Origin of the sequence: Brevundimonas sp., assembly GCF_041919755.1 — a bacterium.
Taxonomy (GTDB): Bacteria; Pseudomonadota; Alphaproteobacteria; order Caulobacterales; family Caulobacteraceae; genus Brevundimonas.
The window spans coordinates 89602-112350 of the sequence record NZ_JAYRTD010000008.1 but is presented as its reverse complement, the minus strand read 5'-3'; the positions used below and the strand labels follow the sequence as shown (position 1 = coordinate 112350).

20 protein-coding genes and 1 pseudogene are annotated in these 22749 nt (G+C 67.3%); 9 read left to right on the top strand and 12 right to left on the bottom strand.

The features are described 5' to 3' along the window. Positions 1–20: 20 nt before the first annotated feature. Positions 21–1529, bottom strand: coding sequence for a hypothetical protein (locus ACE3TH_RS11220; protein ID WP_374599778.1), 1509 nt, complete (start codon positions 1527–1529; stop codon positions 21–23). A 298-nt stretch (positions 1530–1827) separates the two neighbouring features. On the opposite strand from ACE3TH_RS11220, the gene ACE3TH_RS11215 reads away from it, so the two are divergent. After that, complete coding sequence (locus ACE3TH_RS11215) at positions 1828–2580, top strand: A24 family peptidase (protein ID WP_374599756.1); 753 nt, start codon at positions 1828–1830, stop codon at positions 2578–2580. 30 nt (positions 2581–2610) lie between these two features. Here ACE3TH_RS11215 and ACE3TH_RS11210 read toward each other — a convergent pair whose 3' ends face one another. Continuing rightward, a complete protein-coding gene (locus ACE3TH_RS11210; RefSeq protein ID WP_374599755.1) occupies positions 2611–3597 on the bottom strand; it encodes a hypothetical protein in 987 nt (328 codons plus the stop codon). 88 nt (positions 3598–3685) lie between these two features. On the opposite strand from ACE3TH_RS11210, the gene ACE3TH_RS11205 reads away from it, so the two are divergent. Genes ACE3TH_RS11205 through ACE3TH_RS11185 form a run of 5 tightly spaced genes read left to right on the top strand, consistent with a single transcriptional unit; the run spans position 3686 to position 11758 of the window. Next, positions 3686–5050 (top strand): hypothetical protein, encoded by a 1365-nt coding sequence (locus tag ACE3TH_RS11205; protein WP_374599754.1) that lies wholly within the window; start codon positions 3686–3688, stop codon positions 5048–5050. Between the two features lie 34 nt (positions 5051–5084). Then, complete coding sequence (locus ACE3TH_RS11200) at positions 5085–5714, top strand: hypothetical protein (RefSeq protein WP_374599753.1); 630 nt, start codon at positions 5085–5087, stop codon at positions 5712–5714. Further along, positions 5714–7294 carry a tubulin-like doman-containing protein gene (locus tag ACE3TH_RS11195; protein WP_374599752.1) on the top strand — a complete coding sequence of 527 codons (1581 nt, stop codon included), beginning with the start codon at positions 5714–5716 and terminating at the stop codon, positions 7292–7294. The genes ACE3TH_RS11200 and ACE3TH_RS11195 overlap by 1 nt, the downstream gene beginning before the upstream one ends. Position 7295: 1 nt before the next feature. Then, positions 7296–10868 carry a hypothetical protein gene (locus tag ACE3TH_RS11190; protein WP_374599751.1) on the top strand — a complete coding sequence of 1191 codons (3573 nt, stop codon included), beginning with the start codon at positions 7296–7298 and terminating at the stop codon, positions 10866–10868. A 2-nt stretch (positions 10869–10870) separates the two neighbouring features. After that, positions 10871–11758, top strand: coding sequence for a hypothetical protein (locus ACE3TH_RS11185; RefSeq protein WP_374599750.1), 888 nt, complete (start codon positions 10871–10873; stop codon positions 11756–11758). Here the strand turns inward: ACE3TH_RS11185 and ACE3TH_RS11180 are convergent. The 4 genes from ACE3TH_RS11180 to ACE3TH_RS11165 all read right to left on the bottom strand — a co-directional run bounded on the left by ACE3TH_RS11180 (position 11755) and on the right by ACE3TH_RS11165 (position 16443). Next, on the bottom strand, positions 11755–12030 hold the full coding sequence (locus ACE3TH_RS11180; protein WP_292173556.1) for a SemiSWEET family sugar transporter: 276 nt from the start codon (positions 12028–12030) through the stop codon (positions 11755–11757). The genes ACE3TH_RS11185 and ACE3TH_RS11180 overlap by 4 nt on opposite strands. Further along, on the bottom strand, positions 12027–12485 hold the full coding sequence (locus ACE3TH_RS11175; protein WP_374599749.1) for a low affinity iron permease family protein: 459 nt from the start codon (positions 12483–12485) through the stop codon (positions 12027–12029). The genes ACE3TH_RS11180 and ACE3TH_RS11175 overlap by 4 nt, the downstream gene beginning before the upstream one ends. Before the next feature lie 122 nt (positions 12486–12607). Further along, on the bottom strand, positions 12608–13939 hold the full coding sequence (locus tag ACE3TH_RS11170) for an amidase (RefSeq protein WP_374599748.1): 1332 nt from the start codon (positions 13937–13939) through the stop codon (positions 12608–12610). A 248-nt stretch (positions 13940–14187) separates the two neighbouring features. Further along, a complete protein-coding gene (locus ACE3TH_RS11165) occupies positions 14188–16443 on the bottom strand; it encodes a S9 family peptidase (protein WP_374599747.1) in 2256 nt (751 codons plus the stop codon). A gap of 96 nt (positions 16444–16539) precedes the next feature. On the opposite strand from ACE3TH_RS11165, the gene ACE3TH_RS11160 reads away from it, so the two are divergent. Further along, entirely contained in the window at positions 16540–17127 is a 588-nt protein-coding gene (locus ACE3TH_RS11160) for a DNA-3-methyladenine glycosylase I (protein ID WP_374599746.1), read from the top strand. After that, positions 17124–17750, top strand: coding sequence for a ribonuclease HII (locus tag ACE3TH_RS11155; protein WP_374599745.1), 627 nt, complete (start codon positions 17124–17126; stop codon positions 17748–17750). The genes ACE3TH_RS11160 and ACE3TH_RS11155 overlap by 4 nt, the downstream gene beginning before the upstream one ends. Here the strand turns inward: ACE3TH_RS11155 and ACE3TH_RS11150 are convergent. Genes ACE3TH_RS11150 through pyk form a run of 3 tightly spaced genes read right to left on the bottom strand, consistent with a single transcriptional unit; the run spans position 17747 to position 20510 of the window. Then, a complete protein-coding gene (locus ACE3TH_RS11150) occupies positions 17747–17968 on the bottom strand; it encodes a hypothetical protein (RefSeq protein WP_374599744.1) in 222 nt (73 codons plus the stop codon). The two genes, ACE3TH_RS11155 and ACE3TH_RS11150, sit on opposite strands and share 4 nt — an antisense overlap. A 45-nt stretch (positions 17969–18013) precedes the next feature. Continuing rightward, positions 18014–19054, bottom strand: a complete 1041-nt coding sequence (locus tag ACE3TH_RS11145; RefSeq protein ID WP_374599743.1) for a DNA adenine methylase — start codon at positions 19052–19054, stop codon at positions 18014–18016. Between the two features lie 16 nt (positions 19055–19070). Then, a complete protein-coding gene (gene pyk / locus ACE3TH_RS11140; RefSeq protein WP_374599742.1) occupies positions 19071–20510 on the bottom strand; it encodes a pyruvate kinase in 1440 nt (479 codons plus the stop codon). 146 nt (positions 20511–20656) lie between these two features. On the opposite strand from pyk, the gene ACE3TH_RS11135 reads away from it, so the two are divergent. Beyond that, positions 20657–20839, top strand: a complete 183-nt coding sequence (locus tag ACE3TH_RS11135; RefSeq protein WP_374599741.1) for a DUF3606 domain-containing protein — start codon at positions 20657–20659, stop codon at positions 20837–20839. 160 nt (positions 20840–20999) lie between these two features. On the opposite strand, the pseudogene ACE3TH_RS11130 reads toward ACE3TH_RS11135, so the two are convergent. The 3 genes and pseudogenes from ACE3TH_RS11130 to ACE3TH_RS11120 form a co-directional block, all read right to left on the bottom strand. After that, a pseudogene (locus ACE3TH_RS11130) lies at positions 21000–21756 on the bottom strand (IS5 family transposase). Positions 21757–21867: 111 nt separating this feature from the next. After that, positions 21868–22215 (bottom strand): hypothetical protein, encoded by a 348-nt coding sequence (locus ACE3TH_RS11125; RefSeq protein WP_017504204.1) that lies wholly within the window; start codon positions 22213–22215, stop codon positions 21868–21870. Positions 22216–22287: 72 nt separating this feature from the next. Further along, the gene (locus ACE3TH_RS11120) at positions 22288–22725 is read right to left on the bottom strand and encodes a DUF305 domain-containing protein (protein ID WP_017504205.1); all 438 of its coding nucleotides are present in this window, start codon (positions 22723–22725) and stop codon (positions 22288–22290) included. Positions 22726–22749 lie beyond the last annotated feature (24 nt).

Sequence of the window (22749 nt, the reverse complement as noted above, 5' to 3'; positions counted from 1 at the left end):
CCGCCTCCGCGCATCCGTCATCAGCAGGTCGCGCCGGACGTCAGGCCGCAGGACCAGCCCGTGTACCAGGTGTCGGCGGCATTCTGGACGGCACCGATGTAGGTGGTGGCCGTGAAGAACGGATAGATGCCCGGAGCATTGACCACCGGCACGGCGTTCTCGTTCGCGCCATTGATGAAGGTCAGCGTCTGGTTGGACAGGCTGGTGCCGGTCGGTGCCGTCAGGGTTGAGGTGCCGGTCGCCGTATTGTTGGTGCCGGCCGTGAAGGCCGCCGTCGACAGAGCCGTGTTGGCCGGGCGATAGGGCACGGTGCAGGACATGAAGACCGAGTTGAAGGTCACGCCGCTGGTACCGGTGTCGGCATCGTTGATGGCCATACAGCCGGCGACGGAGCCCGCGACGCTGGTGAAGACCGAGTTGATCACGGTCGCATCCGTACCAGTGTCGAAGTGGGCGACGGTGTGGGCGTCGATCGTCGCATTGCGGCCGACCAGGGTCCAGTTGGCGATCTTCGGCTGCGACACATAGCGGTTGGCCAGAGGCGTCGAGGCCGGAGCGGCCGAGAACTCGAAGCCGGCGCTGCGGCTGGTCGTGCCGGCCGGGCGCTGTGTCACGATGCCGAACTGAGCACCACCGCGCCAGCCCGTGTCGGTGTCCAGACCGTCGTCGTCGGCGCCGGTGATGACGATACGGCGCAGGTTGACGTTGCCGCCGAAGATTTCGATGCCGTCGTCCGAGCTGTTGTGAACCTGAACGAACTCGACCGTCGTGCCGGAGCCGACGCCGGCCAGGGTCAGACCCTGAAGCTCGTTGCCCGACGAGATTTCGAAGCCGGAGTATTTGATCTGGACGTAGCGGACGCGACCCGAGTTGTCGGCCGGAGTGTTGCCGCCGTAGAAGGCGCTGGTGCCCTCGACCGTGCCGGTGCAGGTGACCGGAGCGGTCAGCTGACAGTTGGCCTGTGGCGCGCGACCAGCCAGGACGATACCGCCCCACTGACCTTGCGAGTTCTCGTTGGTGGTGCCTTCGACGTTCTGGCGGCTGGTAAAGATGATCGGGTTAGTGGCCGTGCCTTCGGCGAACAGCTGCGAACCGCGGTTGACCAGCAGATAGTCGGAGCCGCCCGAGGCGAAGATGCGCACGCCCGCCTCGATGGTCAGGATGCCCTGCTCGCTGCCGGCGGTCGGGGCTGCCGGATCGATGCCGCGATCGGTACCCACCGAGGTGCGGCCCGAGATCGAATAGATGGTGCCGGCCCGCAGCGGCACGGTCAGGGCACCGTTGATCTGTTGCGGCAGCTGGCAGACGCGCAGGGTGTTGTTGGCGATCAGGCCGACGTTGGCGAAGCCGCTTGGGCAGTCTGCGGCGGGCGTGCCGGGAGGCGGCGTGGTGGGGCCCGTTCCGCCACCGCCGGTGCCGCCGCCGAAATCGCCTTCACCAGGCGAGGCGACTTCCGCAGAGCCGCATGCGGCCAGGGCCAGGGCGCTGGCCGAGAGGGCAAGCAGGGTTGTCAGTCGAAAGCCGGTCATCGTTTTCACCGTGTCAGGTCCAAAGGATCATTCGACAGGTGGAACACAGGCGTGCAGCCCGGCTCCGACGACGTATCGCCCCTCCTGCCCGACCCTCTGGCTAGACGCCGGATGTGACAGCGCGAGCGCCGAATGGTGACGGTTCCGCCGCGCTTGTGTGAAGTTGTTTTCGCCGTTCGGTGAAACTCGCTCCTGACACGGCGCAATCGTCACACGGCGTTTTCACACGCGGCTCAGCGGGCGTTGCCATGGCTAGGAGTGCGGGTTAGGCCAGTGCAAACCCAAGGGATATCGCCGTTTGCCGCCCCCTCTCCTCGCCATCGCCCTGGCCGGTCTGGGCCTGATCGCCGGCAGTTTCATCGGCCTGATCAGCCTGCGATTGCCGCAGGAACGCGGTGTCATATTCGGTCGCTCCCGCTGCGGCGGCTGCGACCGCGTCCTGCCGCCTCATCGCATGGTACCGGTCCTCAGTTACATTTTTGCCAGGGGCCGCTGCCGGGATTGCGGATCAACGATTCCGATCCGCTACCCCCTGATCGAACTGGCCTGTGCAGGCGTCGGGGTCTGGGCCGGTCTGTCGCAGCCAGACCTTCCGTCCACGGCGTTCACGGCCCTGCTCGGCTGGCACCTGATTTTGATCGCCGTGGTGGATGCCGAGCATTTCTGGCTGCCCGACGCCCTGACCTTGCCGCTGCTGGCGACCGGGCTGATCGCGGCGGCGATCCTGCCGACCGGCAGTCTGCTGCACTCGGCCATCGGGGTAGTCGCAGGGTTTCTGGGTCTGTGGCTGCTGGCTTTCGCCTATCGTGGCCTGCGCAAGCGGGACGGACTGGGCGGCGGCGATCCCATATTCCTAGCGGCAGGCGGGGCCTGGGTCGCCTGGATCGGCCTGCCCAGCGTGCTGCTCTGGGCTTCCGTCGCGGCGCTCAGCCTGGTCGCCGGACGCCTGGTTCTGGGGCGCAAGGTGTCCGGACAGGATCGCCTGCCTTTCGGTCCCTTCCTCGCGCTCGGAATCTGGCTGACCTGGATGTTCGGCCCTCTCGGGCTTTAGGCGTCGGAGCGTGCACCGTAACGCCCAACCCTAACGCCTGGGCGCGCGGGTATAGCGGGTGGCGACATAGGCGACGCCCTGGCCGTATTCGATCTCGGACCAGCCGTTGTCGGTCACGCCGATCTCGTGCACCTGGTCGCCCGTATTCACGACATCCAGCGGCTCTCCGGCCGGATCGGCCCGGACGCGTACATCCTCTGTCGTGATCGTTCGCGTGCGATCGGTCAGGACGATGGTCGGTCGGCGACGGTCGGACAGGGCCTCGGTGCGCACATAGCGTCCGTCAAACCGTCCGCCCTGTATCTGCAGCCAGTCCTGCGGCTGGCCGGTGCGAGGCCACAGGACGGTCACGGTGTCTCCGCGTCCCAACACGGCTTGGGGCGAACCGTCGGGTCCGTCCGTCACGGCGGTTTGGACCTCGGCATAGCGTACCTCGGCCCGGCGGGTCGCATCGCCCGTACAGCGCGACAGCAGAAGCCCGCCCCCCGCCAGCACCACGATCAGGATCAGGCACCCCAGTCCCGCATTGCTCTTCTTCTTCGGCGGCGGCAGGGGGCGCTGCCCGGCGCGCCACGCTGCCGCCTCGGCCGCCGTGGCGGTTCGAGGAATGGCGGGCGGCTCCTGCACCGGCCAGCGCTGCGGACGCGGCTGCTGCCAAACCGGCAGTTCTGGGGGTGAGGCGGGCGAGGCAGGCGATTCAGGGGGCGCCACAGGCGCAAAGGCGTCGTCCGCGGCCGCTGACGTCTCGAACGTCGGCGTCACCACAGGCGATTCCGCGGCGGGCGCATCATCCGCCGCCGGCTCGTCCTTCACCTGCGCCGCCTCGAAATGCGAGTTCAGACCTTCATAGCCCGCGGCTGGACCGCTGTAGATCTGCCCCCCGTCCTCGGCCACGACGATGCGGGTCGCAGGCGTCAGGTCGCCGTTCATCACCGCCGCACGCCACTGGTTGGGGTCGCCCAGTCGTACCGTCTGGCCCTCGATCACGAAGGCGATGGAAATCGGCGAACCGGACAAGAAGACCCCCGTGAAGCAGCATGGACAGTCGCGCGAAGAGCGTAGTAAACCAAGCCCTTAATCCGCAACCGAGCGTATGGGGAGTTCGTTGCCCGTCAGCAAACTCTTTGCCTGCGCCGCCCTCGCCACCGCCGTCCTGCTGGCCGGGTGTGGCGACCGCGCGATGGGGGCCCTGTGCGCACCCGACGGAGCCGCCCCCGCCCTGCGTCCCGCCGCCGACGTCGCCAAGGGGCCGATGCGGGTCTTCTGGGACGGGTCCGAAAGCATCGCCGGCTACGTCGATGGCGCGACCGATTCCGTTCGGCCGCTCGGCGATCTTCAGCCCCTTTTGGCCAGCCACGCTCGCGAAGTCGGGGTTCAGGCGCAATGGCTGCGTTTCGGCGAGCGGATCACGCCCCTGCCCTCCGGGTCAGGCTTGGCCGCCACCGGCTTCTATCGCTGCGGACAGCAGGCGAACTGCGACAATCAGGAAAGTCGGATCGACAGTGTTCTGACCCGCATCGCGGATCGCTCCGGCCCCGGTCTGGACGTCGTCGTCACCGACCTTTGGCTGTCCAACACGGCATTCCAGGGCAGTGCCGAGATCGCCTTGGGCCAGCCGATCCGCGCCCTGCTGGCCAAGGGCAAGTCGATCGGCGTGATTGGCCTGCGCGCGCCTTATGCTGGGCCGGTCTATGACGTGCCGGGCGTCGGCACCCATGCCGGGGCCCGAGAGCGGCCGCTCTTCATCCTTCTGGTCGGCAGCCGTACAGAGGTGCTGGCCGCCTATCGCACCCTGTCCCGCTCAGGCAGCCCGGCCCTCAGCGCCGACCGTAGCAAGTTCGCCCTGTTCACGCCGGAGCCCGCCACCGCATGGCTCGGGGCCAGCGCCCCAGTCCAGACCACGGGCGACATCGCGGCCCAGCGGCTGATCGACGGCGACCGGGCCGAGGCCCTGCCCCAGGTCCGTGTCAGCCTGGACCAGTTGCGCACCGGCCAGGCCAGCCTGCGCATCCCCGTCGTCGCCGATGCCCGCATCCTGCCCGGCGCCATCTGGCGCGGGAAGCTGGGCGGTCAGACCCAGGTCTGGCGGCGCGCGGGAGGCTGTGGGGCCGGGGCATGGGAGAGCCAACCGGCTCTGTCCGGGGCCTGGCGTCCGGATGGCCCGGACGGCGCGACCTTCACGCTGGACGGCCGATCCACCGCCGCCCTGGTCGCGGGCAGCGACTATCTGATCCAGGGTCAGCTGACGACGAACAACTTCACCGCCGCTCCACCCGAGACCAAATGGATGCGCGACTGGAGCGTCTCGCCCGACCGCGCCCGTGCAGTTTCGGCGGCCTCGCCCACCTTCTTCCCCACGCTCAATCTCGCCGCTTTCGCCGAGCAGCTTGAAGCGGGATTGCGCGAAACTACCCCGCCGCAGGGCTTGCCACTGGCCAGTCTGGCGGTTCTGGTAAGGGTCGAGCCCTGACCCCTTTGATGCCTGCCCCCTTCTGGAGTTCTCGATGACCCGCAACTGGCTTCAGGCCCTCGCCGTCGTGCTGGTCACAGGCGTCATCGTCTTCGCCCTGGGATGGGGTCTGCTGACCTGGCAGACGGCCAGCACCCGGTTTCTGGAGCCCGCGCCGATGACCACGGCGGCCCCTGCAACGGTGGATCAGGGCAATGCGCTGGACGCCGCCCTCGACGGAGCCCTGGACGGTGGCGGCACGGTCACCGCCAATGCCCTGGGCAACCAGATGGAGACCCAGCGCAAGCGTGCGGCCGACGGCCTGGTCGATGGCTTCATGAAGCTGATGATCATCACCACCGCAGTGGCCCTGGGCTGGACCTTGCTCGCTTGGGCCCAGGTGTCGAAGGTCGGCCGCCCGGAGACCCAGCGCAACGCGCAGGGCGTCTGGCTGGTCGGCTATCTGGTCGTCACGGTCGCGGCCGCCGTCCTGCTGTGGCTGACCTTCAACCGACAGGGTCCGGCGGCTGAGGCCACGGCCACGGCGACAGGCGGCTTCATCGCGGGGGGCATCGTCCTGACCTGGCTCAGCTACTATGTCTCCACCGCCCTGGCCGCTCCCGCCGTGCTGCGCGCCTCGGTGCCCATGGCAACTGTGCTCATTCCGATCGGCAGGAGCCGCTGATGGCCGTCAACATCCTGATCGGGGTCGGGGGCACAGGGGCCAAGGTCGTCGAATCGACGCTGCACGCCGCCGTCGCCGGCTTGGCGGGCGACAATCTGACGGTCGGCCTGGTCGATCAGGACGGCTCCAACGGCAACGTCGGTCGCACGGCCCAGCTATTGGCCACCATCGTCAGCGCGCGCGCCCTGTGGCGCAGCACGGGCGGCGCGCATGTTCTGGGCGGCAGCCCCCTCTTCGCCACGGACATTCAGTCCCTGTCCCCCGCTGAAGAAGTCTGGATTCCGCATCCGGACAAGGCGGCGTCGCTGGCTCGCATTTTCGATCGTGAGTCCATGCCGACCGGCGAGCGCCAGCTGTTCGACGGCCTGTTCGCCCAGGGCACCAGCGCCGCCGATACCGAACAGGATCTGCCGCTGGACGAAGGCTATCGCGGCCGCCCGCACATCGGGGCCGCCGCCATGGCCTCGCGCATCGAGGACGATATCGAGTTCTGGGACAAGCTGACCACCGCTCTAGATGCCGCGCGTGGTGCGACAGAGGTGCGCGTCCTGCTGGTCGGCTCCGTCTTCGGTGGCACGGGCGCGGCGGGCTTTCCGACCCTGGCCCGGCTGATCCGGCGTCGCCTGCCGCAGGGGGCGTCCAACGTCCACATCGGCGGCGTTCTGATGCTGCCCTATTTCGATTTCGACCCGCCGGGCCGCGACGGTGATGCGTCCCGCGACAACGTCGCCCTGTCCGAGGAACTGGTGCTCCAGTCCAAGAGCGCGCTCAAACACTATTCCGACCTGCTGCGTGACGAACCGATCTTCGATCAGCTGTATCTGGTCGGCTGGGACCGTCCGTTCGCGCTGGGCTATCACAGCCGCGGGGCCAATGGTCAGGCCAATCCACCGCTGGCGCCGGAGCTGTTCGGAGCCCTGGCCGCCTGCCGCTTCTTCAATGCCGATCTGAAGGGTGTGTCCGGTCAGGTGCTGGCCAGCGCCCGCACCTCCGCCGACGCCCTGACCTGGTCCGACCTGCCTTCGCCCGACTACGATCCGGACGCGCCCTATCACAAGTTAGGCCAGCTGCTGCGCTTCGCCGTGGCGTGGAAGCACTGGGGTCCGCTGGTCAGCCGCCCGCGGTCGGGCCTGTTCAAGGCCTTCCGCACCGATCCCTGGTATCGTCGCCAGCGCATCGACACGATCAAGTTCGACGCCACGCCCGCCGAGGCCGAGGTCGCCGCCCTGGACGGCTATTGCCGCTGGGTGCTGGGCTGGGCCGGGGGGATCGAGCTGCACGCCCGCCGCGCCCGCATCAAGTTCGGCCTGTGGAACACCGACGCCTTCATCCGCCCCGGCGAGCGTCCGAATCAGCCGGTCCAGGTGCCCCGCGTCTTCGAGGGGGCCGACTATGACGACGCCTATGGCAGCATCGTCATGCCCGGCGAGACGGGCGAGGCCCCGCCGACCGCCGCCGATCTGATGGGCCGGCTGACCAACGAGACGGCCCCGGAGGTCAACCAGCGTGGTTTGGGCTGGTTCGTTTCGGCCCTGCATGCCTTTGCCGACGTTCAACCGCCCGCCGCGACGAGGACCTGAGATGCGTCACAGCGGACTGTACACCTACAACCTGCCGCCGATCATCACCGACGGCCCCCTGGCCGAGGCCAAGAAGGCCGGGGCCTGGACCTCGATCGATCACCTCGACAAGCTGGCCGACGCCCTGTTCATCGGCGAGAAACAGGCCGAGCGCAGCGATGTTAAGAGCATCCCGGACCCCTGGGCCCAGATGCTGGTCTTTGACCGCGCCCTGTTCGATGCCTCGCACCCGCTTCACACGACGGTCCTGCCCCAGTGGCGCGCGCTGATCGCGACCATCGCCCTGATGCCGGAGTTCAGCGCGGCCTATACGCTGACGGCCCAGCCGGTCGATCTGGAGGGCAGCCGCCGCAACAGCCTGTTCGCCCGCACCCTGCTGGACCTGGAGCCCGCGCGGGTTCTCGTGCCGGAGCTGAGCTGGAAACGTCCCGTCGCCCTGATGATCCAGGAGCGCGGCGGATCCGGCACCTTCGCCTTCGGGCCCGGTCGCCCGCTGGGCTTCCTCACCCCGACGGCGCTGGTCGCCGCCGGGCGTGCATCCGAGCAGGTGCGCTGTCCCGATGTGCCGTGGTTGAAGGACGGCCTGTCCGACCCGATCGACGCGGCCCTGTCGGAGCGTCAGTTCCGTATCCTGGCCGACTACATCCGCCAGATGTGGACGCGGCTCAGCGCCCGCGACGATCTGGAACCCCGGCTGCGCGGCGGTCTGGCCCAGGCGCTGGAGGCGTTCCATCGCGCCGCCAATGCAAAAGCCGCACCCGAAGTGCGCGGCCTGAACCCGGCCACCATCGACCTGGCCTGGCCCAGCCCGCTGCATGCCCAGGTCCTGGGCTCGACCTGGCAGTTCGACGGCACCAGCGTGCCCCCGACCGAGGCCGATGCGGCCATCGAGCTGTCGCCCCCGGCTCGAAGCCTGTTCAAGGGTGCCATCCTGGTCGATCCGGACCTGGCCGAGACCCTGGGCAAGCGCCCGGAGTCGATCTCCGTCTGGGGTCGGCACAGCCTGGCCGACGCCATGCGGCCCGCCACCTTCGACATCATCCGGCAGGAGGCCGAGGCCGAGGGCTGGCTGGTCATTCGCCCGTCCGACCTGTTCACCGACAGCCTGATCACGCTCGACAGCCAGACGATCAACGAGGCCCATCCCGCCGCCTTCCAGTCGGCCCTGCTGCCGCTGTCGCCGCTGGCCCTGATGCTGGTGCCCGGTCAGGGTCTGGCCGAGGCGCTGGACATGTCGCCGAGTTCCGGCGACGCCGTCGTCCGCCTGCGGCTGCGTCTGCAATCCGGCCGTCCCCATGCCGTGCGCCGCGACCTGCCCCGCGCCGACCAGAGCAAACAGGTGCTTCAGGTCCCGGACGACCTGGCCTTCTGGCCCAATTTCCAGGCTCCCGGCTGGCGCTGGACCTTCCTGCACTTCACCGCCAGCATCAACTACTACATGCGGCCGCGGTTCGCCGTCACCGCCGAGGTCATGGCCAGTCAGGTGCGCGGGGCGTCGCTGGACATGTCCGACCGCGCGCGTCGCATCCGGCTGTGGTCGGACTCGTCGACCTTGGCGATCGACGACCTGTTCGGCTTTGTCCCGCCCGCCTCGGCGCTTCAGCCCGAGCGCATATCGACCGTGCGCGGCACGACGGCCAATGGCCAGCAGAAGGTTCTGGTCGAGCGCATCGGCTTCACCGCCACCGATCAGGGCGTGGCCGAGCTTCATCACCTTCCCGGCGGCGCGGATGCCGTCTTCTTCGCCCGCAAGACGGCCACCGGCGACTTCGTACCCGCCGGCATGGCGCTGGTCCGGTTTGCCCAGACCCGGTCGTCGGCGCTGGAGGCGAAGGTGGCCGTCGACTTCGGCACCACCAACACCGTGGTCTATACCGAGCGAAACGGCCTTCGTGAGCGGCTGACGTTCCAGGACCGCATCGTCTTTCCCTTCGGCGTGCGGGCCAAACAGGCGCGGCGGCGCGAGGAGCTGGTCGGCCAATACCTCGGCTTCTTCCCGCTGCAAAAGCACGAGACGCCGTTTCCCACCGTCGCCAAGCTGCGCGAGTTCCGCCCGGCCCTGCCGCCGGAGCTTCAGGCCCGTGTCCGCGAGGGGCGGATGCATCAGCACGGCTTCGCCGACAACGTCTTCTTCGTCCCGAACTTCGACGGCTTTATCGCGCGTCAGGCCGATCTGGGCCTGTCGGACAACATCTTCCGCGAATGGACCGGCGCGGGTCTGCTGAAGTTCCGGCTGAAGTGGGGCGAGACCCAGTCCGAGCGCGCCCTGGCCACCCATTTCCTGCGCCAAATCATGATGATGTCGGCCGCCGAACTGGTCGCCGAGGGGACCGATCCCCTGGCCATCGACTGGCGCTTCTCCTATCCGCAGGCGTTCAAGCCATCGCAGCATCGCCAGCTGGAAAACGAGCTGCGCCGCAACTGGTCCGCCCTGTTCGGCCCGGCCGGCGACACCACCGCCAACGGCCGCCCGACCTTCCTGCGCAAGACCGAGGGGGCCGCCGCCGCCCACGTCTTCGTAACGCAAGGGGCCGAGAAGCTGATGCTGGTGCTCGACATCGGCGGCGGCACGACCGACATCGCCCTGTGGCGGGACGGCAAGCCGTTCTGGCGCAACTCGTTCAAGGTCGCGGGCGGGGACTTCTTTACCGCCTATCTGGCCAACAATCCCGACGTACTGCGCAAGATCGACATGAGCGAGGTCTCGACCGGCCTCAGCGAGGGCGACCCGCTCAGCGCCGACGGTAGGCGTGACTTTGTCGAGCTGTATGTCAACAAACCGGCCTTCGCCCAGCGTTTCGCCGACAACTTCGGCCTTCTGGCGTCAGAGCCTGCGGGTCTGGGCCTGCAACAGGTCGCCTCCGTCGCCCTTGGCGGGCTGATGTATTACGTCGGCCTGGTGCTGGGGCAGCTGGTGGCCGATCCGAACTCGGGCCTGCGCCGGGCCGACCTGGACCGGCTGACCGTCGCCTTTGCCGGGCGCGGGTCGACCCTGTTCCGTCAGTTCCACACAGGCGGTTCGGACGACGAGTTGACCCAGCTGGTTCGCCTGGCCATCGCGGCGGCGGAATACAATCCGACGGATGTCGCGATCCAATTCCGGTTCTCCGGCCCGCACGAGGCCAAGCACGAAGTAGCGCAAGGCCTGCTGGTCGACCGCCGCGAGGACCCGACGGGTGGCGAAAGCCGTCTGGCCGTGCTGGGCGAGGACATCGACGTCATGGTCGGCGGCGTGGAAACGCAAGCCCTGGCGACCGCGCCCCTGACCGCGCTGCAAAGCGCGAGCGAGGTCGACCGCATTGAACTGGCCCATCTGAGCCGTTTCCTGATCGCCCTGCGCAAGCTGACCGACATCAATATCGACATCGAACAGCGCGGAGCCCTGAACGATATCCGGGCCAAGGTGCGCCAGAACCTGTCGGATTCGCTTCACGATCTGGACGCCGATGCCTTCACCGACGAGGACGCCCAGCCATTCGAGCCGCCCTTCATCACGGCCTTGCGCGAACTGGTGTCGATCATGGCCCTACCCCTGATCGAGCGCGACCGGCGCATCGTCGTCAGGGACATCTGACCGTGGCCGGGGACCGCCTGTGGGGCTTGGGCGGCCGCAAAAAGCCGGGGGCGGAGCCGGAGTATGAATCCTCGGACGGGTCGCCGCCCGAAGCGAGTGCGCAGTCGCCGAAGCCCGATGATGCGGGCCAAGATGCGGTGACACTCGAAACGCTGCATCGGCTACTGTCCCGTCAGCAGCGCCAGATCGAGATGCTGTCCGCCGAGGTCGCCCAGTTGCGCCGTCGCCTCGACACGGCCATGCCGCGCCTGCTGACCGACGACGAAGAGCCGCTTGCCCCCTTCCCCGATCATGCCGAGATGCGGGGGCCCGGCGACCTGGCCGGGGACTTCTTCGAGCAGGCCCCGGCGGCCCGACCGGCGCGCAAACCCGCCTCCCCGCCGACGTCTGCGCCGCCCGCTGCGTCCAGCCCGTCAATCAGACGCGCCTCCGCCCTGTTCGCGCCTGCGGCTACAGCCTCGACCGCAGACGCAGACCTGATCGCCCAGCGCAGCCGGGCACCAGAGTTCAAGGCTCTGCTGGTCGCCTATCAGGGGCTGCTCGACGGGGCGGGCGGCATGGCGGAGTTCCAGCGGACCTATGGCCCCGACTTCGTGACGACCGGTCCGGGCGACACCCTGCGTCCTACCGTCGGCGACGAGGAAGGTCCTTTCTGGTTCATTCCGCTGGACGACCGGCCCTCGCTGGGCCTGCTGCTGCCGTCCGATGGGCCGATCCAGCAGTGGGGCGAGCTGTATCAGTTCGGCGGCGGCACGCGCGCCCAGTCCGTCTTCGGCCGCGCGTTCGAGGTCGAGCCGGGCAATGTGCTTCAGCTCATGGAGCCCGCCTGGATCCGCTTCGACGGCGACACGATCACGCTAGAGAAGCGCGGGCGGTTGCGGGGGGCCTAGTCCGGCTCCCCATCCCGAAACCGCCACTTCATGGCCAGGACCACGGCCGCCATGACGAGGGCGCAGGCGTTGGCCACGACGATGGGCCAGGCGGTCGTCATGACTCCGTAGGCCGTCCACAGAACGAAACAGGTCACGGTCAGGGAATAGGTCTTGAGGGACACCGAGGAGGCGTCGCGATCCTTCCAGATCTTAATCATCTGGGGCGCGAAACTGGTGATCGAACACAGAGCGGCGGCGGTGCCCACGACGTTGGCGACCAGATCGCTCATGGCTTGCCCTTGGCCGAGGCCTTCTTCGGCTGCTCGGCCTCGATGTCAGTAGCCCGCCTGGCCGGCTTGCCCTTGATGGCGCGCGCGGGCTTGCCCTGATGCACGGCGATGCCGCGGGCCTCGACCTCGGCCAGAATGGCGTCCAGTTCACGCTCGGTCAGATGTTCGATGCCGATGAAGCGGGCATCGGCCTGCCTGATCGCAAAGATCAGCTCGTCCAGCTTGGCCTGCATCGCCGCCCCGTCGCGGTTCTGCGTGTTCTGGATCAGGAACACCATCAGGAAGGTGACGATGGTCGTGCCGGTGTTGATCACCAGCTGCCAGGTCTCGCTAAACTTGAAGATCGGCCCGCTGACCGCCCAGGTCAGGACGACGGCCAGACAGGCGATGAAGGTCCACGGCTTGCCCGCCACCTTGGCCGTCAGGGTCGCGAACCGGACGAACAGCTTTTCCATGACGGCCTAACCGCTTCGCTTGGGCGCGGTTCCGGTCCGTATGCGCAAACGCCAATCTATCCAGAGAGTACCGGGCTTATCCAACCTGTCGCGGCGGGATTATGCAAGCCTGTCCAAGGCCTTCAATCCTCCTGCGAGACCATTCCCGGCACCCGCCGCGCCTGCGTCTTCTGTTCGAAGGCGTATCCCAGCGACAGGATGCGGGCGTCCTGCCATTTGCCACCGATGAAGCTGAGGCCGACGGGCATGCCCCGGTCGAAGCCCATGGGCACGGTCAGGTGCGGATAGCCGGCGACGGCCGCCAGGCGGCTGGCCGAGCCCTGCATGTTGTCGTCGTCTTCGGGGTCGTTGGTCCAGGCGCGTGAGGTGGTCGGTGCGATCAGGGCGACGACGCGGTGGTCGGCCATCATCCGGTCGATGCCGTCGGGGCCGGCCGCCTGCAACGACTTCGCCCGCGCCTCGACATAGGCCGGATCGGTCAGGCCGCCGGTCGCCTCGGCTCGCTCGAACAGGTCCTGGCCGAACAGCACGGTCTCGCGCGGCTCGGCGGCATTGAAGGCGATGACGTCGGCCAGGGTGCGCGTCGGCACCTGCTGCGGATCGGTCGAGGCCAAGTACAGGTTCAGGTCGTGCTTCAGCTCGGTCAGCAGCACAGTCAGCTCCCAGCCGCCGATCTGACGAAACTGGGCCGGGGCCTCGGTGATCTCGACGATCTCCGCCCCAGCCTCGCGCATGGCCTGCACCGACCGCTCGAACGCGGCACGGGTCTCTTCGGAATAGGAGGGCAAGAGGAAAGACATCACCCCGATCCGCGCCCCGCTCAGCGACCCAGCGTCCAGGGCGGCGCGGTAATCGACCTTGCGCGCATCGGCCTCGGCCGTCGCGGGGTCCAGCGGATCGGACCCGGCGATGACCCCCAGCACGATGGCCGCATCCTCGACCGTCGTGGTCATCGGCCCGGCCGTGTCCTGCGAATGGCTGATCGGCACGATGTGCGTCCGGCTGACCAGACCCACGGTCGGCTTGAAGCCCACGATGCCGTTGACCGAGGCCGGACAGGTGATGGAGCCGTCTGTCTCCGTCCCGATCGCCGCCGGTGCCAGGCCGATGGCCACGGCGACGGCGCTGCCGGACGAGGAGCCGCAGGGGGTGCGCTCGGGATCATAAGGATTGCGCGTCTGACCGCCCACGGCGCTCCAGCCGCTGATGCTTTCCGACGAGCGGATGTTGGCCCACTCGGACAGGTTCGTCTTGCCGAGGATAACGGCACCGGCGGCGCGGAGACGAGCGGTGATTGGCGCGTCGCGGCCGGGCGCATTGCGCTCCAGAGCCAGAGACCCCGCAGTTGTCGGCATGTCGGCGGTCTCGATGTTGTCTTTGAGGAAAATCGGCATACCCGCCACCGTTTCCACGTCCGACCAGTCTACGAACCGAGGTCCATCTGCCCAAACCAAGACGCTGTTCAACCCTCTCAGGCGATCTTCAATACAGTTGAAGGTGCCAAATCGCGTTGGGTTGGAAACGTTTCGCGGAGCTAACGGACCTAGCGCACAGCCCCACCACGCAGCCTGCTCTGCTAAAGGCAAATCCCGCCAACAATTTGCAACGCCGCGATCGCAGTCCGCTGCGACAGCGATCGGCCGGTGCTGAGCCTGCGACGGGCTGGACCAGAAGCAGGTCGAAAGCGTCGTTGCAAAAACGGCTAGTCCAAAGAGGGAGACCGTCCGCCGATGGTCCGGTCGAAGAAGTCGAGATAGGTCCGCCATTGCTGCAGTTGCCTTTCATTGCCCCGGACGCCGTGGCGCTGGCCGGGATAGAGCATCAGTTCGAACGGCATGCTGCGCGATTGCAGCGCGTCGATCACCCGCGTGGAGTTTTCAAGGATGACATTGTCGTCGGCCATGCCGTGCATCAGCAGTAGCCGCCCCGTCATGTTCGGCAGGCGCGGGATGACGTCGGAAGCGGCATAGCCTTCGGCATTGGCCTGGGGCGTCGACATATAGCGTTCGGTGTAGTGGGTATCGTACAGGCTCCACTCCGTCGGCGGAGCACCTGACGCAGCCGCGGCCAGACCCATGCGCGGCTCGGTGATGGCCATCAGGCTCATGAAGCCGCCGTAGGACCAGCCCATCATGGCGATGCGTTCGTCGTCAACGAAAGGCAGCGATCTGAGATAGTTGGCTCCCAGAATCTGATCCTCGATCTCCGGCTGACCCATCTTGAGATAGAGCGCCTGCTTGAAGGCCGTTGAGCGGTCGCCCTCGCCCCGGTTGTCCAGGCGGAAGACGATATAGCCCGCCTCGGTCAGCAGTTGGTTGGTCGCCGACTGCCAGCCGCGACGGACACCCCCGCCCGACGGCCCGCCATAGACCTGCATCACGACCGGATAGGTCTTGGTCGGATCGAAGCCCGGCGGTGTGGTCATCTGCCAGACCAGGGTCTCGCCGTGGCTTTCCAGCTCGCCGAAGGTGACCTGGCCGCGGCGGGAGACATAGGGGAAATAGGGGTGGCTCTCGTCCAGCCGGTTCTCCTCGATCCAGCGCACAAAGGTGCCGTCGGCGCGGTACAGGCCCGACTGCGAGGGCGTGTTCAGGTCGGTGTAGTTGCCGACATAGGCCGTACCGGTCCTGTTCATCGAGGCACCCCACCAGCCGCCTGCGGGTGTCACAGCGACCGGCGTCACCGTCCGGCGCAGGGAGGCGCGGAACATCTGCTGTTCGATCGGCAGTTCGCGCCCGTCGCGCATTGAGGCGGTGAAGAAGACCTCACCCGTCGTCTGATTGACGCCGTTCAACCCCTTGATCGGATAGGCCCCGCGCGTGATCGCGCGCAGGCGACGGCCCTCGCGGTTATAGAGATACAGATGCCGCCAGCCGGTCTCTTCCGACGACCAGATGAAGGTGCCGTCTTCCAGTGCACGGAAGTCGTTGGTCAGGGGCACCCAGGCGTCGGAGCGCTGGGTCACGATCACGCGTGAGGCCCCCGTGGCAGGATCGACGCTGAGCAGGTCCAGCCGCTTCTGATCGCGCGACTGCCGCTGGACGTAAAGAGTCTGGCCGTCCGCCGACCAGTTGACGCGCGCCAGATAGATGTCGGTGTTCTCGCCCAGATCGACCTTGATGCGCTGGCCGCTTTGGCGGTCCTGAACATAGAGTTCGACCACGGCGTTGGGGCGTCCGGCGCGGGGATAGCGCTGCTCGACCACGCTGGCCCCGCCGCCGGTGATGTCCAGCCGGGGCACGATGTCGACGGTCGACTCGTCGGTGCGTTGCAGGGCGATGTAGCGTTCGTCCGGGCTCCACCAGTAGCCGGTGTCGCGGTCCATCTCCTCCTGGGCGATGAACTCGGCGGTGGCCCAGGTGATCAGGCCATCGCCGTCGGTCGTGACGGGTGCCTCGGTCCCCGCCGCCAGGTCATAGACGACCAGATCCTGATCCCGGACCCAGGAGACGAAATTGCCCTTTGGCGAGACCTTGGCGTCGATCTCGTCCGCCTCGGTTTCGGTCAGGCGGCGGACGGCACCCCCGGCCCGCTCGGCCAGGAAGACGTCGCCTTCCAGCGGGGCCAGGATGTAGCGCCCCTGTTCGTCCCAGGAATATTCCACCACGCCGCGCTGGCTGATGCGCATCCGCTCGCGCCGCGCCTTCTCGGCCTCGGACAGTTCGCCGGCGTCGGGCACCAGGGCCCGCGCATCGATCAGCTTGAACGGCTCGCCCTCGCCTGTCGGTGCCGCCCACAGGTCCAGCACATCCACATCGTCCTCGCGCGAGCGCAGGAAGGCGACCAGTTCGCCGTCGGGCGACAGGGACACGCCCCGCGCCACCGGCCCGGCCAGCGACGGATTGGCGAACACACGCTCGGGCGTCAGAACGGCCGGATCGGCGCTCTGGGCCAAGGCGGCGGTGAAGGGGGCCTGGGCGGCGAGAAACAGGGCGGAGGCGAGAAGATGTTTGCGCATGGGCCGGGACGCTAAAGAGGGATTCTGCCCCCGTCACCCCCTGCCCGGCATCAATCGGCCATTCCCAGGCCCGAACGGCGCGGGCATCCTGTCGCCATGACCGAATCCGATGGCCGCTGCGGCTGGTGCGGCACCGATCCGCTGTATGTCGCTTATCACGACACCGAATGGGGCGTGCCGGAGTATGACGCCCGCGCCCTGTGGGAAAAGCTGGTGCTGGACGGGTTTCAGGCGGGTCTGGCCTGGATCACCATCCTGCGAAAGCGCGAGGGCATCCGCGACGCCTTCGACGGCTTCGATCCGGAGATCGTGGCCGGTTATGGCGAGGCCGACATCCAGCGCCTGCTGGGCGACCCGCGCATCATCCGCTCGCGCGCCAAGATCAACAGCGCGATCAAGGGGGCGCAGATCTGGCTGAAGATGCGCGACGAGGGCGAGGATTTCTCCGCCTGGCTGTGGTCCTTCGTGGACGGCCAGCCCATCCAGAATGCCTGGCGCGACTATCGCGACGGGCCGACCCAGACGCCGCAATCCGTGGCTATGGCCAAGGCATTGAAGGCGCGGGGCTTTACCTTCTGCGGCCCGGTGATCGTTTATGCTTTCATGCAAGCCGTGGGCATGGTCAACGATCATCAGACGAGCTGCTTTCGTCACGCCCAGGTTCGTGCGATGGCGCGGGCATGACTGCGATTCGCAATATACCTTCCCTGTCGCTGGAAACAGACCTGTCGCGTACGGTCGGTGGACCTGTGTGCGGTGTGGACGAAGCTGGGCGGGGTCCCTGGGCCGGACCGGTATCGGCGGCCGCCGTCATCCTGAATCCCGACGACCTGCAGCCCGGCATTGACGATTCCAAGGCCCTGACCGAAAAGCGCCGGTTCGAGATGGAGCCGGTGATTAAGGCCCGCGCCTTGGCCTGGGGTGTCGGATTCGCCTCGGTGGAGGAGATCGCGGAACTGAACATCCTAAACGCGACCAGCCTAGCCATGTGCCGGGCCATAGAGGCGTTGTCAGTGCAGCCCGTGGCGGCGCTGGTGGATGGCAACTATCGCTTCAAATTGCCCTGCGATGTGCAGACGGTGATCAAGGGGGACAGCCTGTCACTGTCCATCGCCGCAGCCTCCATCCTGGCCAAGACGGCCCGGGATCGGCTGATGATCGATCTGGACGGGCAGTATCCCGGCTACGGCTTCGCGGGTCACAAGGGCTACAATGCCCCGATTCATTCCGAGGCGCTCAGGACGTTAGGCCCCTGCCCGGCCCATCGCCGCAGCTGGGCACCGATCCGGGCGCTGCTGGACGCCTAGAGCGCCAGACCGCTACCGGCCAGCGCGCCCGCCAACGCGGCGATCATGCCGCCCAGAGCGACGATGGCCCAGGTCTGGGCGCGGTCGTAGGGATCGGCCTGTGGCTGAGCGACGGCCTTGGCGACTGGACGGCGGCCAAAGGTCTGTGCCTCACGCCGGCGCATGGCGTCGAAGGCATCGGCGGGCTGGATCGAGGAGGTGTATCGCGACGGTTCCATGTCGCTTTAACGACACCGCCTAACACCGGTTCCCGACATAGGAACTCAGGCGGCGTCGGCCAGTTTCAGAGGCCGATCGCCGACCACGAACAGATATTCGACATTCCTCAGCCGCCCGACGGTCCCGACCTTCTCGCCCCTGGGGTTATGGATGCCGATGCGGGCCCCGACGTAGCGCGGGTGCTGGATCTCGATGACCTGTACCTCTCCGCGCGCGGACAGCATCTCGACCAGCTGATCGCGCGACAGATAGCCTTCGTCGTTGAAGGACACGATCAGATTGAAGGTCTTCACTCCGTCGATCACAGCCTTCAGCGCAGGCGCGATGCCCGGGCGGCTGTTGAAGGCGCTTTTACGGGTGCGCACGTCGATCCGCTTGTTGGCGATGCCGTAAGTTTCCGGCTTGTCCCACAGCACCAGGCTTTCCCAGCAGTGGTAATTGCCCAGGTAGGAATGCTGGTTGTAGGGCGGGTCCAGATAGACCAGATCGGCCTCCACCTCCGGGGCCAGCTCGACCGCGTCGGCTTGCGTCGCCCGGCATGGGCCCGCCGCCACACCCGGCAAGATATCGGGCATACGCAGTTCCAGCGGCTTCAAGGCGCGCGCGGCCCAAGCCTTCATATAGGCCATCTGGACGCCTGCCGTGGAATCCACCCGGTCCGCGGCCTCCATCAAACTGACCAGGGCGATGGCTTCCAGCTCGGGCTCCAGGGCCATGGCTGCGATCCGATCGCGGATGGCGTCGATACGCGCGCCGTTCGCGGGCGTGAAATAGCGCGCGTCCTCGCAGAAAGCGCGGGTGAACCAGCCGGCTTGCGGCGTCACCGTCCGCAAATCGGCCAGCACCGCCTCGGCCTTCGTCTCCCACCGCTCGCGATCCGCCTGCACATAGGCGGTGGCCAGCACATGGGCATAGGCGTTGACGTCATTGGACCAGACGCGGAAGCCTTGCTTCTTCAAGGCATGTCCAACCCGCGCCGTCCCCGAAAACAGATCGCACACAAGTCCGCCGTCGGGCAGCCGACCACTGATCGCGGAGGCGATCTGGGTCAGCAGCGCCCGCTTGGAACCGATATATTTGATCATGCCGATCCTTGCGGGATCAGGCGCGCGACTTGCCGCCCTTCGCCGGAGCATGGGCCAGTCGCAGCAGATTCGCAGCCCCCGGCGCACCAAACGGGGTCCCGGCCAGGATCAGCACCCTTTGGCCCGCTTGGGCCAGACCGTAGGTCATGGCGCTCTTGACCGCATCCTCGGTGACGTCTTCCAGACTGGTCGGCTCCTTGCCCAGCCGGGTCTCCAGACCCCAGACCAGGGCCAGCCGCCTGGCTGTATCCGGGTTGGGCGTCAGGGCCAGGACGGGCAGCAGCGGCCGCTCGCGCGCCATCCGCCGGGCCGTCCCGCCCAGGGTGGTGAAGACGACGATACAGGCCGTCGACTGGGCCTGGGCCGCCTTGCCCGCCGCCGCGACCAGGGCGTCGGCGTCGAAATCATCCATGCCGGCGTGTTCGGCATCCATCAGGCCGGGCCACAGGGGGTCGCTTTCGACCCGCTCGATGATGCGGCTCATCACCGCCACGGATTCCAGCGGATACTGACCCGAGGCCGTCTCGGCCGACAGCATCAGGGCGTCGGCCCCCTCATAGGCGGCATTGGCGACATCCGAGGCTTCGGCGCGGGTGGGTGCGGGGGCACCCGTCATGCTTTCCAGCATCTGGGTTGCCACGATCACGGGCACGCCGCGCTGGCGGGCGGCGCGGATGATCCGCTTCTGGGCCACCGGCACCTCTTCGGGCTCCAGCTCGACGCCCAGGTCGCCGCGCGCGACCATCACACCGTCGCAATAGTCCAGAATGCTGTCCAGCTGAGCCAGGGCCTGGGGCTTTTCGATCTTGGCCAGGCAGGCGGCGCGGCCCTTAACCAGCTGTTTCAGCTCGGCCATGTCCTCGGCCTTCTGGACGAAGCTGAGCGCCACCCAGTCGACGCCGATGCGCAGGGCGAAGGCCAGGTCCTCGCGGTCCTTGGGCGTCAGTGCCGAGACTGGCACCACCGCTTCCGGCACGGCCACGCCCTTGCGGTCCGACAGCTTGGAGCCGCTTTCCACCGTCACATCGGCCCATTCGTCCGTGCGATCGCCCACCCGCAGCCGCACCCGCCCGTCGTCGAGCAGCAGCAGCATGCCGGTCCGCAGGGCCTTGAAGATTTCCGGATGCGGCATCTCCACCCGCGTCGCGTCGCCAGGCGTCGGGTCCAGGTCGAACCGCATTCTGTGCCCCGGCTTGACGTCGATCTCGACTTCGGCGAACCGGCCCAGCCGCAGCTTGGGTCCCTGCAGGTCGGCCAGCACGCCCAGCGGGCGCTTCAGCGCCATTTCCGCCCCCCGCACGGCCTTCAGGGCCGCCGCATGGTCCTCATGCGAGCCGTGGCTGAAGTTCAAGCGAAAAACATCCACCCCGGCCTGGGCCAGGGCCTTGACCGTTCCGGGCGCGCGGCTGGCCGGTCCCAGGGTGGCGACGATGCGGGCGCGACGAGCTCTGATCATCGAAAGTCCATGCGGGCGAAAGGGATGATCCCCTCTTGTGCCCATGAAACGCCCTGCGGTTAAGCCGCGATCGCCGCGCGAAACATGAAGTTATGCGTTATGCAGACCGTGGGTGGCGTGTCGTCACCTCTCAGGGAGCGTCGATCATGGCCGGACTGAAGGACAAGCGCGGCTTCATCGACAAGGACCGGCTGGACCTCTCCGAGCGTCAGGCCGTCGAATACTGGATGAAGCGCTGGGGCGTGACGCGCGACCAGATCATCACCGCCCACCGCAAGGCCGGCCGCATGGTCAAGGACATCGCCGCCGAGCTGGGCAAGAAGCGCTGACGCCGTCAGCGTATGGTGCGAGCGGCGGGGGTCGAACCCGCAAGACCGAAGCCGACAGATTTTAAGTCACACACACCAGCATCAACCACTTGATGTTTATACCTTTCGTAGCACGACGACGACAGCTGTGTAAGGGAATGTGCAAGTCTGAGATCAGGACTCACAGCCAGAAGAGCACGGTAGCGGCGAGCGCGATGGCGGACAGGAAGACGCTCGGGCATCGATCGTAGCGGGTGGCGACACGACGTCAGTCTTTGAGCCGCCCGAACATGATCTCAATTTGGTTGCGGCTTTTGTAGCGGCGCTTGTCGTATCGGACGGGCTCAGTCCTGGATTTCCGACCGGGGATGCAGGGCCTGATGCCCTTGGCCTGCAAGGCGTCCCTGAACCAGTCCACATCATAGCCCCGCTCGCCCAGCAGCCACTGCGCCTTGGGCGGGCTGTCCAGCAGGGCCGCAGCGCCGGTGTAGTCGCTGACCTGGCCCGCCGCCATGAACAGGCCGATCGGGCGTTCGTTAGCAACGATGATGGCGTGAAGCTTGGTGTTCATGCAGCCTTTGGTGCGTCCGATGAACCGCCCGAGCCGCCCTTTTTACCGCGAGCCTCGAAGCCGTGCGGTGCGCCTTCAGATAGGTCGCGTCGATCATCACGGTGCGGCGCTCGGTCTGGGTGCCCGACAAGCCCTCCATAATCAGAACGAAGACGCCAGCCTCGCTCCACCACTTCCAGGGATTGTACAGCGTCTTGTGGGGTCCATAGACCACCGGCGCATCCCGCCAGCGCAACCCGTTGCGATTAACGAAAATCAGCCCGCTCAACACCCGCCAATCATCAACCCCGGGCTTTCCGTGGCTCTTGGGGAAGAAGGGCTCCAGCCGAGCCATCTGCTCGTCCGTCAGCCAATACAGGTCACTCATCAGGAGCCTGAATCAGATCGCGCGCATCACATCAGTGGGTCCTGAGCCTAGCCGCGAAACCCTTGCCATAGATCCGCGCCGGTCGTGGCGGCTCCCCTCCCCCTGCGCCCGTCACCGCTCCGCCGCGCTCGCCGAAGCGGCCGGATGCGAGTGGTTGTGAGTGCTGAAGTTCAGTTGATCACGGGCCAGAAAGAGGACGCCGCTCACCAGCACGCAAACCCCCGCCATAATCCCGGCCATGACCCGGCCAGCCTGCCCTTTTCTCCCGAGCCGGTAGGTCGCGGCTGTAAGGAACAGCATGATGCCCCCGAAGGAGAGGAAGACCGGGATACGATAGACCGCTGCGACGGGCACGGCGAGGCAGAAGACGATGAGGGCCGCGACGAGGCTCGCACCCAGGGCGATCAGGCTGTCCCTGACGGGTCGGAACGGCTCTTCCTTCCGCCGGTTTGAGCGCATACGCGGCTTGTACCGGCCCGGGCGCCAACGCGGTGCCACGCTTCGAATGGGCGATCGCTTCCCCCCCATCGCTCAACCTGCGGAACCGGCCGGCTGTGCCGCCCTGTTGGCGAGCCACACCCGCATGCGGACAATCTCCGCCTCCTGGGTGCGAACGATCTCCTGCGCCAGTCCCCTCACCTCAGGGTCGCTGCCTTGATCCAGCGCGATCCGGGCCATGGCGACCGCGCCCTCGTGGTGGGCGATCATCCCGCGCATGAAATCGACATCGGCGTCGCCGCTGTAGTCGATGTTCATGGCGGCGTGCATTCGCTCGTTCGCCTCCTTGAACGAGCGGGTCGAGGGACTGTCCGCGGGGGCATCCGTGTGGCCCGCGTGCTGATCGATCGGCCGCGCATCCACCGCGACGGCTTCCGAGGTCGGCCGACCCTGGCGGGAGAGCACACCGAAGGCGAAGGCCGAGACCAGCAGGAAGCCGGCGATGACGCCGACCCATCCAAGACGTTTCATGGGATTTCCTTTCGGTTCAGGGCG

Excerpts from the sequence above, each read along its gene's own strand:
- ACE3TH_RS11175 (WP_374599749.1), bottom strand. The coding sequence starts at position 12,485 with ATGGAAAAGCTGTTCGTCCGGTTCGCGACCCTGACGGCCAAGGTGGCG.
- ACE3TH_RS11160 (WP_374599746.1), top strand. The coding sequence starts at position 16,540 with ATGACCGAATCCGATGGCCGCTGCGGCTGGTGCGGCACCGATCCGCTG.
- ACE3TH_RS11145 (WP_374599743.1), bottom strand. The coding sequence starts at position 19,054 with ATGATCAAATATATCGGTTCCAAGCGGGCGCTGCTGACCCAGATCGCC.
- pyk (WP_374599742.1), bottom strand. The coding sequence starts at position 20,510 with ATGATCAGAGCTCGTCGCGCCCGCATCGTCGCCACCCTGGGACCGGCC.
- ACE3TH_RS11195 (WP_374599752.1), top strand. The coding sequence starts at position 5,714 with ATGGCCGTCAACATCCTGATCGGGGTCGGGGGCACAGGGGCCAAGGTC.
- ACE3TH_RS11150 (WP_374599744.1), bottom strand. The coding sequence starts at position 17,968 with ATGGAACCGTCGCGATACACCTCCTCGATCCAGCCCGCCGATGCCTTC.
- ACE3TH_RS11200 (WP_374599753.1), top strand. The coding sequence starts at position 5,085 with ATGACCCGCAACTGGCTTCAGGCCCTCGCCGTCGTGCTGGTCACAGGC.
- ACE3TH_RS11155 (WP_374599745.1), top strand. The coding sequence starts at position 17,124 with ATGACTGCGATTCGCAATATACCTTCCCTGTCGCTGGAAACAGACCTG.
- ACE3TH_RS11220 (WP_374599778.1), bottom strand. The coding sequence starts at position 1,529 with ATGACCGGCTTTCGACTGACAACCCTGCTTGCCCTCTCGGCCAGCGCC.
- ACE3TH_RS11190 (WP_374599751.1), top strand. The coding sequence starts at position 7,296 with ATGCGTCACAGCGGACTGTACACCTACAACCTGCCGCCGATCATCACC.
- ACE3TH_RS11180 (WP_292173556.1), bottom strand. The coding sequence starts at position 12,030 with ATGAGCGATCTGGTCGCCAACGTCGTGGGCACCGCCGCCGCTCTGTGT.
- ACE3TH_RS11125 (WP_017504204.1), bottom strand. The coding sequence starts at position 22,215 with ATGCGCTCAAACCGGCGGAAGGAAGAGCCGTTCCGACCCGTCAGGGAC.
- ACE3TH_RS11135 (WP_374599741.1), top strand. The coding sequence starts at position 20,657 with ATGGCCGGACTGAAGGACAAGCGCGGCTTCATCGACAAGGACCGGCTG.
- ACE3TH_RS11120 (WP_017504205.1), bottom strand. The coding sequence starts at position 22,725 with ATGAAACGTCTTGGATGGGTCGGCGTCATCGCCGGCTTCCTGCTGGTC.
- ACE3TH_RS11165 (WP_374599747.1), bottom strand. The coding sequence starts at position 16,443 with ATGCGCAAACATCTTCTCGCCTCCGCCCTGTTTCTCGCCGCCCAGGCC.